We start from the raw sequence: 13257 nt of genomic DNA, 5'->3' as shown, positions 1-13257 counted from the left end.
AGACCAGAGGCCCGCCCGCGTCGTCGGACCCGCCGCCGGCCTTCCCGCCGCCTCGCGCGCCGACCGCGACCGCGACCCGGCCCAGCAGCCAGATCGCGGCACCGATGACGGCGATCCCGAGCAGCGCGGAGACCCAGTAGCCCAGCACCGGGCTCTGCCCGTCGGCGAAGCCGTAGTCGCCGAGCAGCGTGTGGCTCCAGAAGCCGCTGAACCGGTTGAGCCCGGCCGGGACCGCGTTCAGCCCCAGGCCGTGCAGGTCGAGGTCGCCCGGTGCGTCCTCGCCGAACGCCCCGCCGGGGGCCAGCAGCCCGAGGGGTACGAGCGCGACCATCGCGGCGACGAACCCGATCGCGACGCGTCCCGGTCGCAGGCGTCGGGGCTGGGCCGGGGTGACGTCGTCCGCGGTGACCGGGATGCCCGGGTGGGCGGGGACCAGGCGGCGCACATCGGCGCGGGCGAGGTAGCCGACCACGCCGACGGTGAGGATCGCCTCGGCCGCGCCGGCGATCGTGAGGTGTGCGAGCGCCATCGCCGGAATGGTCTGGGCGAGTGTGTAGGGCGAGTAGAGCGGGGTGCCGTCGGCGGTGTGCGCGAGCAGCGGCTGCAGGCCCAGCTCGATCGCGGTGGCCAGACCGGCGGCGTTGATCCCGACGTACCCGCCGATCCCCGCGGCGACCAGCCGGCGCCGGCTGGTGAGCGGGGCGCGGCCGGCGACCGCGCGGTACGCCCACACCCCGACGAACGGCATGAGCACGGCCATGTTGAGCACGTTCGCGCCGAGCGTGAGCACCCCGCCGTCGCCGAACAGCAGGGCCTGGAACAGCAGCGCGACGGTGACGGCTATCACCGCCGCCCAGGGACTGAGCACGATCGCGATGACCACCGCCCCGACGGCGTGCGCGGTGGTGCCGTCCGGGATCGGGACGTTGAACATCATCACGAGGAAGCTCACCGCGGAGAACATGGCGAGCAGCGGCACATCCTTGGTCTTGACGACCTCGGTCACCTTGCGCGAGGCCACGACGAGGACGGGGACGGCCGCCGCGGCCGTGACGACGCAGGTCGCCGGGGAGAGATAGCCGTCAGGGATGTGCATCGAGGTCCTCCGTCCGCCGGCCGCCGCTGGCCGACCGACGGAGGATAGCGTGTTGCGACACGTCGCAATAGCGCTTCAGCGACCGGACGGTGCGCGGTGGCTCAGCCGACGGCGCACCGCGCGCAGGTGCCGGACAGCGCGACGTGCCCCGGGTCGAGCGTGAACCCGTCCCGGGACTCCAGCACCCGGGCGACGTCGTCCAGCAGCTCGGCCGGCAGGTCGAGCACCGCACCGCACACCCGGCACTGGGCGTGCAGGTGGGTGTGCCCGCCGCGCGCCAGGTGGTAGGCCGTCCCGCCGTGCCCCAGGTGCAGGTGCTGCACCACCCCCAGCTCGGACAGCGCCTCGAGCGTCCGGTAGACGCTCGCGCGGTGCACGGTCGGGTCCACCTCGGCGACCGCGGTCACCACCTCGGCGGCCAGCACGTGCCCTCCGCTGCGGGCCAGCGCCGTGAGCACCGCGCGGCGGGGGGTCGTCATCCGCTCACCGTGCGCACGCAACCGGTCCCCGACCTGCTCGACGAGCGCGGCGACCTCGTCCGGGTCGGGCGGTGGGGCCCCGACCGGTCCGTCGGCGGGGTGGGTGACGGTCGACGGGTCCGGATGCCGGTGGGGGTGCGGGTGCTCGTCGAGGTGCGGGTGCCGGTGCTCGGCCGGTGCCGAGCCGGTCACGGCACGGGTCCGTCGGGCTGTGCGGCCGTGGCGGCCCCCGGCGCATCGGCCACCGCCGGGTGGCGTGCACCGCCGAGCCCCTGCCGGTCCGGGACCAGGGCGGTCTCGCCGCGGTCGGCCGCCGCCTCGTGCAGACGCGCGCGGAACGCGGTGAGCGCGGCGGTGCGGTCGGGCGGGACGTCGGGTGCGACGTCGTCGAGCAGGGCCACCAGCCGGCGGGTGATCTGCGGCTGCCCCGCGCCGACGGTGAGCACCTCGAGCAGCGCCAGCTCGACCACGTCCGACCAGTCGGGGCCGGACAGCCGGACCCGGCCGGGACCGTCGGCCAGCGACCGGGTGCCGAGCGGGAGCGCCGCGGCGGTGCGCAGCACCTGCTCGATCTCGTCGAGCGCCCGCACCGCGGTGGTCGGGTCGTTGATGCCCGGGGAGAGCGCGCGCATCGCCACGTCGACGAGCAGCCGCAGCGAGTACATCGGGTCGAGCGGCAACGACCGTTCGACGTCCACCACGACGCAGCCGGCGAGCCGGCGCAGCAGGGCGCCCGTCGGACCGGCGTCGAGCGGTGCCGTCGCGCCGTCGCCCGTCGGGGAGCACTCGAGGAGCACCGACCCGCGGGTGACGCCGTCGCCGACCCGGGCCCGCACGGTGAGGGTGAGCCGGTGGCGCCGGGCGATCCGCAGCAGCCGCGCGCCGTCGACCGCGACGACCTGCCCGGTGCGGCCGGTGTGCCGGACGGTCATGACGATCTCGCGCTCGGCGGCCGGGTCCGCCTCCGGTGCCGTGCTCAGGTGCGCCGTCCCGTCCATCCTCCGCTCGAACTGGGCGCAGGCCTGGCGACCGAGCGCCGAGAGCACCGCGTCCACCCGGATCCGGCGGCCCACCGAGTGCAGCAGCGCGATGAACGCCACGAGGCTGACGACGAGCAGCACGACGGCGCAGAGCACCGCGAGCTCGGGCGCGTGGTCCCGGCCCACGTTGAGCAGGCTGAGGAACGTGAACGTGATGGTGAACAGGAAGGTCGCGAGGATCACCTGCGTCGAGCGCGCGCGCAGGAAGTAGGCCACCGTCCGCGGCGAGTACTGCGACGAGCCGAACTGCAGCACGAGCACGACGAACGAGAACACCAGACCGGTGAAGGTCACCATGCCGCCGCCGATTGCGGCGAGCACCTGCGTCGCGGCGCTGGCCGTCACCCCGACGAGCGCATCGGGGGGCACCTCGAGGTCGACGATGTGCACCGTGATCTCGAAGGCCAGCCCCAGCAGCACGCCCAGGGTCGGCAGCACCCAGAAGGCGCGCTCCCACCACAGCCGCAGCCGCAGTGCGCTCCACCCGTGCATGGCCCACCTCCTCGTGCCGCCCGCCCGCGAGGCCCCGGCCCCGGCCCCGGCCCCGGGACGACGGTAGTGGAGGCGTGGCGCGCGGGCTCGGGTGGCGTGCAGGCGCGACTGCGATCCGCATCGGGCGGCGGGTTCCCGACTCATGGGCTCCCGCTTGGATGAAGCCCCGTGCGTCTCCCCACTGTGCGAGTCCGCGCGCAGCGAGCCCCCGAGTCCGTCGCCGTGAGCACCTAGAGCTCGTTGCTGTGACGCTGGATGAAGTCGGCCATCAGCGGCACTGTGAAGTCGAGGAGACCGCGCTCGGGTGCGTAGATCAGTCCCTTCTTGATGAGCTCGTCGCGGAACACGCTGAGGTCCGACGGCTTCCTCTTGCCTAGGCGCGTGACCAGGTCGGCCACCGTGCTTGGCGCAGCGTCGACGGCCATCGCAGCCATGAGCTGCTTCTGCTTCGGTGTCGCGCGTTCCCAGCGGGAGGCGAACAAGCTGCGATCGAGCTCGTCGGTACCTAGCTCGATGGCGAGTCGCGCGTCCCCGACCTGGATGGGTGAGTTCGGTGAGCACTGCCAGGCCTGGTCGCCGTACACCTGCAGGAAGTACGGGTAGCCGTGGGCTGAACCGAGCAGCAGATCCAGTGCTTCCGGATCGAATCTTGCGCCGGCCGTCGCCGCGGGACTGGCCAGCGCTGTGCGTGCGTCTTCGGCGGAGAGTCTGTCGATGTGGCGGTAGTCGAACTGGCGCTCTGCGTAGGAGCGGGCTTCAGCGAGGGTTGCCGGGACGACGGGGAGCCCAGCGCCAAAGACGTAGAACGGCCAGTCGTTCTGCGCCGCCCGGTGCTGCGCGGACAGCAGCGCGCTGAGCATCGACGCGTCGAGGTCCTGGATCTCGTCGATGAACAGAGCCATCGCGATGGAAGACTCGCGGAGTGCGGGCACGACGTCTGCGACTAGGTCTTCGAGGTCTAGCTCTAGGTTGCCGGAGGCCGCTCTGCCTGACGGTGCGACTGTCGCTGTGGCGGAGAACGGCCCGACGCCGGCCTTGACCGAGAACGACTCGATTGTCCCGAGCGCGGCCTTGACCTTGTCGCTCGCCTTGGTCCGCCATGGCTGGGCGGATCTGGCGGCCGAGGTCAGCTCGCGCGCGAGGCGGGCCCGTGCCTGATCCGCGCCCTTCCTGTCATGCTTGGCCTCGACCATCGCGGTCAGCCATCCGGCCGCATCGGCGCGTCGGCGCAGCTCGTTGAGCAGCACCGTCTTCCCCACGCCGCGGAGTCCGTAGAGCATCATGCTGCGACCGGACAGGCCGCTCGCAGTGCGCTGGACAAGCAGGTCGCCGGCGCTCAGCTCTGAGGCGCGGCCGACGAGCGCCGGAGGAGTACGGCCGGCACCGGGGGTGTACGGGTTGCGCGTCGGATCCATCTCTCATGCCCTCTCAGCGAGTATCAGCAAATCGCTTAGACGTGATGATAGAGGGTGAGAATCGTCGCAAGGTGGTATGCCATGCGCTCCTGCGACGCCGCCTGGCTGAGGCCTGTCGCGTGGAACCGGCGGTCGGCCCACATCCATCGGTGCGCCAAGGTCGCTGCCCCGACGTTGCGCTCGCGATGGTTGCGCGTGGGCTGCGACGAGTCGGCCGCGCCTGCTGCGCGCGTGGGCAATCGCCGAGCCGGGGTCGGGTTCCGGGGCCGACGACCCGTCTACCCTCGCCTGATGACGTCCCGCCGACGCGTAGGAGAGCGCTATGCCAGCGCTTGACTCTGAGTACTGGACGGCCGTTGGCACGGTCGGAGCGGTGGCAGTTGCGCTGGTCGTGGCCCTCACCCAGGCGACGATTGCCATCGTCCTCGGCGTCAAACGGCAGCGGCTCGCTCGGCGGAAGGTGGCGTCGTTGGTCTCGACCTGGGTCGAGCACGCGTACGTGCCGAGTCCCGCTGCCGACTACTACCGACGAACGGTAGTGCTCCACATCGCGAACGAATCGGACGAGCCTGTCTTCAAGGTGGAGGCCCTCTGCGGAATCGAGACGGAGCGCGGGACGATTCAGGTCGGGCCCCTGTCCGCTCCTCGGGTTATCCCAGTCCTCCCTCCGAAGCGCGAGTTCGCCTACGACGTCACCATGGGGATGCTGGGCTTCGGCGACTTTGCCCATGACGCCTTCCGAGGGCTGGTCGCCGAGATCGCCTTCCGCGACCACGAGGGCGTGCGGTGGGAGCGAGCGTTCGACGGGAGTCTCAAGGTCGTCAAGGCGCCTAGTCCGGCAGTGGTCACCGAAGCCGGTGACGAACTCTCCGTCGCGCAGGCGGGCCCAATCGACAACTGGTACAACCCGCTCGGACTCGTGTTCGCCTTTGCGGACGTCGCGTCCAAGCCCGAGGTCGACGACGAGGAGTTCCGCCAACTTCTGATCGTCAATGCCAGCGGTTGGAGCAAGTCGAGCGCCGAGGATATCGGCGCGGTGCGGAAGATGTTCCAGACGGCGAATGTGGCGTCCCACGTTTGGTACCCAACGCCGCGGATCGCGTATGTCCGGTTGCTCGATGAGTTGCCGGGCGGAGCGGCCCCCCAACGTGCCGATGTCCTCACTCTGGTTTGGCGCAACGGCAGGGGGTGGACGCTGTTCGGCGTGGGCCCCAGCCTGCCCTGGGCGATCCAGTTCGCGCTGGGCGAGCTGGAAGTCGATCCTCTCGACGGGCGCGAGCAGGCGTAGCGGCGGAGCCTGCACGGATCCCATGGGGAGCGCGGGCTCCTGGTCTTCGGACCCGGCGTGTGTGTCGAGCCCGATCGCTCCGACGTCCCGCGCCTGCTGACATCGCGCGGTCCTGATTCCCGAGTTCGGACCGCGTTGAGATCGACGGGATGCCGGCAGTCGGCGTCCCACGCCCTCTCTCCAGGTACAAGAGCGCCAGGGTCAGGTGACGGCGCCGCACCCGGCTCCAGGCGGGTGGCCGATTCTTGCGCCTCACTGCACGGTCGTAAGCGGAGCGAGGTTGTCCGCGGTCGAGCCGGTCCGACCTGCGGCCAGTGCAGAGCCAGCAACTCGGGCGTCCTCGGGAGGTGCCGGTCCGTGGGAACAAACCCGCCCTCCGCACAGTTGAGCCCATCAGACTCAACTTTGGGCCGCCGGGTTTGCCATCCGCTCCCCGGCGGGCGAGACTTGAGTCAGTCGGACTCAAGACTCAGCCGCGGCAGGCGCCGCACCGAGCAGACACAGCACAGACCAGGGCCGCCAGGCCCGGACGAAAGGCAGGCAGGCAATGGGACGAGCAGTCGGCATCGACCTCGGCACCACCAACTCCGTGGTCGCCACCCTCGAGGGCGGCGAGCCCACGGTCATCGCGAACGCCGAGGGCGCGCGCACGACGCCGTCGGTGGTCGCCTTCTCCAAGACCGGCGAGGTCCTCGTCGGCGAGATCGCCAAGCGGCAGGCGGTCACCAACGTCGACCGCACCATCACGTCGGTCAAGCGCCACATGGGCACCGACTGGACGACGAGCATCGACGGCAAGGCCTACACCGCGCAGGAGATCAGCGCGCGCGTCCTGGGCAAGCTCAAGCGGGACGCCGAGGCGTACCTGGGCGAGCCCGTCACCGAGGCCGTCATCACCGTCCCGGCCTACTTCAACGACGCCCAGCGCCAGGCCACCAAGGACGCCGGCACGATCGCCGGCCTCAACGTGCTGCGCATCATCAACGAGCCCACCGCGGCCGCGCTGGCCTACGGCCTGGAGCGCGGCAAGGAGGACGAGCTCATCCTCGTCTTCGACCTGGGTGGCGGCACGTTCGACGTGTCCCTCCTCGAGGTCGGCAAGGACGACGACGGGTTCTCCACCATCGAGGTCCGCTCGACCTCCGGCGACAACCACCTCGGTGGTGACGACTGGGACCAGCGGATCGTCGACTTCCTCGTCAAGGAGGTCCAGAACGGCTACGGCCAGGACCTGTCCAAGGACAAGGTCGCGCTGCAGCGGCTGCGTGAGGCCGCCGAGCAGGCGAAGAAGGAGCTGTCGTCCGCGACCAGCACCAACATCTCGCTGCAGTACCTCGGCATGAGCGAGAACGGCCCCATCCACCTGGACACCAAGCTCACCCGGGCCCAGTTCCAGCAGATGACGTCCGACCTGCTCGACCGTACGAAGGCGCCGTTCCAGGCCGTCATCCGCGACGCCGGGATCTCGCTGTCGGACATCGACCACGTCGTGCTCGTCGGTGGCTCCACCCGGATGCCCGCCGTCACCGAGCTGGTCACCGAGCTCACCGGCGGCAAGGAGCCCAACAAGGGCGTCAACCCGGACGAGGTCGTGGCCGTCGGCGCCGCGCTGCAGGCCGGTGTGATGAAGGGCGACCGCAAGGACGTCCTGCTCATCGACGTGACCCCGCTGTCGCTCGGCATCGAGACCAAGGGCGGGGTGATGACCAAGCTCATCGAGCGCAACACGGCCATCCCGACCAAGCGCTCGGAGATCTTCTCCACCGCCGAGGACAACCAGCCGTCCGTGCTCATCCAGGTGTTCCAGGGCGAGCGTGAGTTCGCCCGGGACAACAAGCCGCTGGGCACCTTCGAGCTCACCGGCATCGCCCCGGCCCCGCGGGGGATCCCGCAGGTCGAGGTCACCTTCGACATCGACGCGAACGGCATCGTGCACGTGTCCGCCAAGGACCGCGGCACCGGCAAGGAGCAGTCGATGACGATCACCGGCGGGTCCGCCCTCCCCAAGGAGGACATCGACCGGATGGTCAAGGAGGCCGAGGAGCACGCCGCCGAGGACAAGAAGCGCCGCGAGGAGGCTGACGCCCGCAACGTCGCCGAGCAGGCGGTGTACGGCGCCGAGAAGGCGCTCGCCGACAACGGCGAGAAGGTCCCCGCCGACGTGCGCACCGAGGTGCAGACCGCGATCGACGAGCTCAAGAAGGCCCTCGAGGGCACCGACGTCGAGGCCGTCAAGGCCAAGCACACGGCGCTGGTCACCACCAGCCAGAAGATCGGCGAGGCGGTGTACGCCGCGTCCCAGGCCGAGCAGGCCGCGGGTGCGGGCACCGAGCAGCCGGCGTCGTCGGCCTCGTCCGACGAGGACGTCGTCGACGCCGAGATCGTCGACGAGGAGGACGAGAAGAAGTGACCGGGCAGGACCGGCCGGGGCCCGACCAGGGCCCCGGCGACGGGCCCGAGGAGCAGCCTCGGGTCACCGACAAGCGACGGATCGACCCCGACACGTTCGAGGTGCGTGACCCGCTGGAGCAGGCGGCGCAGGCACTGGAGGACGCCGAGGAGGAGGTCGTGCTCGAGGGTCTCGTCGAGACCCAGAAGCTGGCCGCCGAACGCCTCGACCAGCTCCAGCGCGTGAGCGCCGACTACGTCAACCTGCAGAACCAGTACTCGGCGTACGTCAAGCGGTCCAAGGCCGAGGCGCTCGCGTCCTACGACCGCGGTCTGGCGGCGTTGGCCGAGGGGCTCATCCCGGTGCTCGACGACATCGAGCTGGCCCGCCAGCACGGTGACCTCACCGGCCCGTTCGCGTCGATCGCCGAGAAGCTCGAGCAGATCCTCACCCACCAGGGCGTGGAGCGGTACGGGCAGGTCGGCGAACCGTTCGACCCGATGGTGCACGAGGCGCTCATGCACGGGCACGCGGCCGACGTGACGGTGCCCACCGTGCAGCAGGTGCTGCAGCCGGGCTACCGGGTCTCGGGGCGTGTGCTGCGCGCGGCCCGCGTCGCCGTCGTCGAACCGGACGAGAACGAGTAGGACGACCCTGCCGGGCCACCGCTACGGTGGCCCGGCAGGTGGCACGTCCGTCGCGGCGAGCAACGTCGCGGCGAGGAACGTCATGCTGAGGAGGGAGGCGTCGTGACCGGTCAGGACTGGTTGGAGAAGGACTTCTACGCTCTGCTCGGCGTCTCCAAGGACGCCGACGCGGCCGCCATCAAGAAGGCGTACCGCAAGCTCGCGCGCCAGCTGCACCCGGACCACAACCCGGGTGACCCGAAGGCCGAGGAGCGGTTCAAGGACATCGGCGAGGCCTACGCCGTGCTGTCCGACCCCGAGCAGCGCCAGCAGTACGACCAGCTGCGCGCGATGGCCGGCGGCGGCGCACGGTTCACCGCCGGCGGCCGCGGCAACGCCGGCGGTTTCGAGGACGTGCTCGGCGGCATGTTCGGCCAGGGCGGCGGCCGGGTGCGGTACTCCACCGGCGGCGGGGGCGGTTTCGAGGACATCCTCGGCGGTCTGTTCGGCGGCGGCGGTGGTGGCTACGGCGGCGGGTTCGGCGGCGGGCGCGCACCGCAGCGCGGCATCGACCTCACCGCGAGCACGACGCTGTCGTTCCGCACCGCGACCGAGGGCTCGACGATCACCCTGCAGGTGGAGAACCGTCAGGTCACCGCCCGTATCCCGGCAGGTGTGCGGGACGGCCAGAAGATCCGGCTGCGCGGCAAGGGCCGGCCCGGCGAGGCCGGTGCACCCGCGGGTGACCTGGTCATCGAGGTGCACGTGACGGCCCACCCGGTGTTCAGCGCCGACGGGGCGAACCTGCGGATCACCGTGCCGGTCGCGTTCGACGAGGCCGCCCTCGGTGCCCAGGTCGACGTGCCGACGCTCGACGGCTCGACCGTGCGGGTCAAGATCCCCGCCGGGACGCCGTCCGGCCGCACCCTGCGGGTCAAGGGCAAGGGCATCGTCACGCCCAAGGAGACCGGCGACCTGCTCGTCACCGTGCAGGTGGTGGTGCCGCAGAAGCTCACCCCCGCGGCCCGGGAGGCCGTCCAGGCCTTCGGCATCGCGACCTCCGGTGAGGACGTGCGCGCCGGTCTGCTCGCCGCGGCGCGGCAGTAGGCGGTGCGGTGATGGACGAGGACGCCCCCCTGTTCGTCATCTCGGTCGCCGCCCAGATGGCCGGGATGCACCCGCAGACGCTGCGCCAGTACGACCGGCTCGGCCTGGTCTCCCCGGGCCGGGCCCGCGGACGTGGGCGCCGGTACTCGCTGCGCGAGGTCGCCACCCTGCGCGAGGTGCAGCGGCTGTCGCAGGACGAGGGCGTCAACCTGGCCGGCATCAAACGGATCCTCGAGCTCGAGGCCGAGGTGCGCACCCTGCAGCGGCAGGTGGACTTCCTGCGCACCGTCATGGAGCCGGGCCGGCGGGTGTTCGCCGCCTCGGCCACCGGTGACGTCGAGGCCGTGCGCCCCGGCGCCCGGACCCGCAGCGGGATGCCGGCGGCCTCCGCGCTGGTCCCGTGGATGCCCCGGCAGCTCACCCACCGTCGCAGCTCCTGAGCCCGCCGCACCCGTCGGACGGGGCGCCCGGGCGTCCACCAGGTGGGTACACGATCAGGTGAGCCCGGTTCGGGGCTCTTGTCCGGTTCGTCCGGTACCGCGACGATGCCAGCACCGCGCGCCTCGCGCGCACCCTGCGGAAGGTGCTGCCGTGACCGGACCAGTCGTCGACCACCACCTCGCGGACGAGCCGACGACGCTCGCCGGCCCGACCGGGCACGACGTGGCCACCGACCGAGAACGCGCTCGCCGTCGCCGCGTGCTGCGGCTGTCCGCGGTGGTGCTGGCCGTCGAGGCGTGGGTGATCGGCCGCGAGCTCGCCGGGCTGCCGGTGCTCCCGACGTTGCCGACGGTGGACCCGCTCGTCCTGGTGCCTTCGCTGTTCTTCGCGGCGCTCCTCGTGCTCATGGTGGTGATGCAGCTCGGCGGCTCCCGGTCGCCGCACGTCACCTTCCGCCCCGAGCAGGTGGACGTCGCGCTCGCCGACGTCGTGGGCATCGACCCGATCGTGGAGGACGTGCGCCGGTCGATCGACCTGTTCCGCACGCACCGGCAGTTCGCGGCGCAGATGGGCGGTGCGGCCCGGCGCGGGCTGCTGTTCGAGGGCCCGCCGGGCACCGGCAAGACGCTCACCGCCAAGGCGATGGCCGCCGAGGCCGGGGTGCCGTTCCTGTTCGTCTCGGCCACCAGCTTCCAGTCGATGTACTACGGCGCGACCGCCCGCAAGATCCGGCAGTACTTCAAGGCGCTGCGCATCGCGGCCCGCAAGGAGGGCGGCGCGATCGGGTTCATCGAGGAGATCGACGCCGTCGCGATGCGCCGCGGCGGTCTGCTCGCGGCCCAGGGCACGCTGCTCGCCTCGCCGGTACCGGGCGGGCTGGTCCGCGACGCGGCGATCAGCGAGGGCACGGGCGGTGTGGTCAACGAGCTGCTCGTGCAGATGCAGTCCTTCGACGAGCCGATGGGTGCCGACCGGCTGGTCAACCGGGTGCGCTCGGCCGTCAACCTGTTCCTGCCGCCGCACCGCCAGCTCGCGCTGCGCAAGCCGGTGCGCGCCCCGATCCTGCTCATCGCGGCGACCAACCGGGCCGACTCCCTCGACCCGGCGCTGCTGCGCCCGGGGCGGTTCGACCGTCGGCTCACCTTCCCCGAACCCGATGCGCTGGGCCGCCGCGCGCTCGTGGACCACTTCCTGGCGCGCCGGGCGCACGAGGCCGCGCTGGACGCCCCGGCGCTGCGTGACCGGGTCGCGGCGGCCACCACCGGCTGGACCCCGGTGATGATCGAGCACCTGCTCGACGAGGCCCTGGTCAACGCGCTGCGACGCGGGGCGCGGGCGATGAGCTTCGAGGACGTCGAGCGGGCGCGGATCACCCAGATGGTCGGCATCGGCCACCCGGTCACCTACAGCCGCGCCGAGCAGGAGCTCATCGCGACGCACGAGGCCGGGCACGCCGTGGTCGCGCACCTGGTGGCGCCGCGCCGGGTGCTCGAGGTGCTCACCATCGTCAAGCGCGGCAGCGCCCTGGGGCTGCTCGCGCACGACGACTGCGAGGACGTCTACACCCGGTCCGACGCGGACCTGCGGGCCCTCGTGCAGATCGCGATGGGTGGCTGGGTGGCCGAGGAGCTGTTCTTCGGCCAGACGTCCACCGGCCCGGCCTCCGACCTGGCGGCCGCGACCCGGACGGCCGCGCAGATGGTGGGCGCGGCCGGGATGACCGGGTCGCTCGTGTCGTTCGCCGCGACCGGCCGCGACGTCGTCGAGGCCGTCATCGCCGACAGCCGCGCCCGCGCCCAGCTCGAGGAGGTGCTGGACACCGCGCGTGCGACCGCCCGCCGGGTGCTGGCCTCCAACCGCGACCTGGTCGAGGCGCTGCGCGATGCGCTGCTGGAGCGGCACGAGCTCATCGGGGACGAGATCACCGACGTGCTCCAGCGGGCGCTGGCCGCCCGGCAGCCGGCCGAGCCGCCGGTGCTGTCACCGGACCTGCGGGTGGCGTAGCGCGCGGGCGGCCTCGGCCCGTCGTCGCGCCCGGGCGAACCGCCCGCGCCTACCGCGCGAGCGCGCGCCCGGGGATGGCGGCCAGCAGCTCGCGCGTGTACGGGTCCTGCGGGTCGTCGAAGATCGCCTCCGGCGTCCCGCTCTCGACCACCTTTCCGCGCTGCATCACGTGCACCTGGTCGGAGATCATCCGCACCACCGCGAGGTCGTGGCTGATGAACAGGTAGCTGAGCCCGAGCTCGGCCTGCAGCCCGGCGATGAGGTCGAGGATCTGGGCCTGCACCAGCACGTCGAGGGCGGACACCGCCTCGTCGAGCACGATGAGCTCGGGTGACAGCGCGAGCGCCCGGGCGATGGCCACCCGCTGCCGCTGACCGCCGGACAGCTCGTGCGGCAGCCGCTGCGCCATCCCGGCGGGCAGCGCCACCTGGTCGAGCAGCTCGAGCATCCGGGTGTGCCGTTCGGCTGCGGTGCCGACCCGGTGCACGCGCAGCGGCTCGACGATCGAGGCCTCGACCGTGTACCGCGGGTCGAGCGAGGCGTAGGGGTTCTGGAACACCGGCTGGACGCGGCGGCGGAACGCGAACAGCTCGCGCCGGCCAGCGCCGGCCAGGTCCGTCCCGTCGAACACGATGGACCCGGCCGTCGGGGTGTCCAGGCCGAGCACGAGGTTGGCGGTCGTCGACTTGCCCGACCCGGACTCGCCGACGATCGACACCGTCTGCCCGCGGGCGATGTCGAGGTCCACACCGTCCACGGCCGCGAACACCGTCCGCCCGCCGCGACCGCCCGCGGCCCGCAGCTCGAACTCGCGGCGCAGCCCACGCACCTGCACCAGCGGCTGCTCGGCTGCCAGCCCCTCACCCGGCTGCGCGTCCTG

General features: G+C 72.1%; 11 protein-coding genes. 6 read left to right on the top strand and 5 right to left on the bottom strand.

What is annotated here, in order from left to right; translation table 11 throughout:
• From cbiM to F2B26_RS10210, 4 genes are all read right to left on the bottom strand, one after another.
• Nucleotides 1-1096, bottom strand: a 1096-nt coding sequence (cbiM, locus tag F2B26_RS10225; RefSeq protein WP_159808981.1) for a cobalt transporter CbiM, incomplete at its 3' end; no start/stop codon positions are given.
• A 101-nt stretch (nucleotides 1097-1197) separates the two neighbouring features.
• A complete protein-coding gene (locus tag F2B26_RS10220) occupies nucleotides 1198-1767 on the bottom strand; it encodes a Fur family transcriptional regulator (protein ID WP_235929600.1) in 570 nt (189 codons plus the stop codon).
• Complete coding sequence (locus F2B26_RS10215) at nucleotides 1764-3107, bottom strand: DUF2254 domain-containing protein (RefSeq protein ID WP_159808979.1); 1344 nt, start codon at nucleotides 3105-3107, stop codon at nucleotides 1764-1766. The genes F2B26_RS10220 and F2B26_RS10215 overlap by 4 nt, the downstream gene beginning before the upstream one ends.
• 230 nt (nucleotides 3108-3337) lie before the next feature.
• Nucleotides 3338-4522, bottom strand: coding sequence for an ATP-binding protein (locus tag F2B26_RS10210; protein WP_159808977.1), 1185 nt, complete (start codon nucleotides 4520-4522; stop codon nucleotides 3338-3340).
• Nucleotides 4523-4895: 373 nt separating this feature from the next.
• On the opposite strand from F2B26_RS10210, the gene F2B26_RS10205 reads away from it, so the two are divergent.
• The 6 genes from F2B26_RS10205 to F2B26_RS10180 all read left to right on the top strand — a co-directional run bounded on the left by F2B26_RS10205 (nucleotide 4896) and on the right by F2B26_RS10180 (nucleotide 12377).
• The gene (locus F2B26_RS10205; RefSeq protein ID WP_159808975.1) at nucleotides 4896-5810 is read left to right on the top strand and encodes a hypothetical protein; all 915 of its coding nucleotides are present in this window, start codon (nucleotides 4896-4898) and stop codon (nucleotides 5808-5810) included.
• 547 nt (nucleotides 5811-6357) lie between these two features.
• Nucleotides 6358-8220, top strand: a complete 1863-nt coding sequence (gene dnaK, locus F2B26_RS10200) for a molecular chaperone DnaK (RefSeq protein WP_159808973.1) — start codon at nucleotides 6358-6360, stop codon at nucleotides 8218-8220.
• Entirely contained in the window at nucleotides 8217-8846 is a 630-nt protein-coding gene (gene grpE / locus F2B26_RS10195; RefSeq protein ID WP_159808971.1) for a nucleotide exchange factor GrpE, read from the top strand. The genes dnaK and grpE overlap by 4 nt, the downstream gene beginning before the upstream one ends.
• 102 nt (nucleotides 8847-8948) lie before the next feature.
• Nucleotides 8949-9932, top strand: a complete 984-nt coding sequence (locus F2B26_RS10190) for a DnaJ C-terminal domain-containing protein (RefSeq protein ID WP_159808969.1) — start codon at nucleotides 8949-8951, stop codon at nucleotides 9930-9932.
• An 11-nt stretch (nucleotides 9933-9943) separates the two neighbouring features.
• The gene (locus tag F2B26_RS10185; protein WP_159808967.1) at nucleotides 9944-10372 is read left to right on the top strand and encodes a heat shock protein transcriptional repressor HspR; all 429 of its coding nucleotides are present in this window, start codon (nucleotides 9944-9946) and stop codon (nucleotides 10370-10372) included.
• A gap of 151 nt (nucleotides 10373-10523) precedes the next feature.
• Nucleotides 10524-12377, top strand: coding sequence for an AAA family ATPase (locus tag F2B26_RS10180; protein WP_159808965.1), 1854 nt, complete (start codon nucleotides 10524-10526; stop codon nucleotides 12375-12377).
• A 49-nt stretch (nucleotides 12378-12426) separates the two neighbouring features.
• Here F2B26_RS10180 and F2B26_RS10175 read toward each other — a convergent pair.
• Nucleotides 12427-13257: ATP-binding cassette domain-containing protein (locus F2B26_RS10175; protein ID WP_159808963.1), on the bottom strand; the 831-nt coding region annotated here is incomplete at its 5' end.

This window comes from Cellulomonas citrea (assembly GCF_009829685.1).
Lineage (GTDB): Bacteria > Actinomycetota > Actinomycetes > Actinomycetales > Cellulomonadaceae > Cellulomonas > Cellulomonas citrea.
Note: the sequence above shows the minus strand (reverse complement) of the source record. Positions and strands in the feature narration are given on the sequence as shown.

What these genes read in the sequence shown, in the direction of transcription:
- dnaK (WP_159808973.1), top strand. Translation starts at nt 6,358, where the DNA reads ATGGGACGAGCAGTCGGCATCGACCTCGGCACCACCAACTCCGTGGTC.
- F2B26_RS10210 (WP_159808977.1), bottom strand. Translation starts at nt 4,522, where the DNA reads ATGGATCCGACGCGCAACCCGTACACCCCCGGTGCCGGCCGTACTCCT.
- F2B26_RS10215 (WP_159808979.1), bottom strand. Translation starts at nt 3,107, where the DNA reads ATGCACGGGTGGAGCGCACTGCGGCTGCGGCTGTGGTGGGAGCGCGCC.
- F2B26_RS10185 (WP_159808967.1), top strand. Translation starts at nt 9,944, where the DNA reads ATGGACGAGGACGCCCCCCTGTTCGTCATCTCGGTCGCCGCCCAGATG.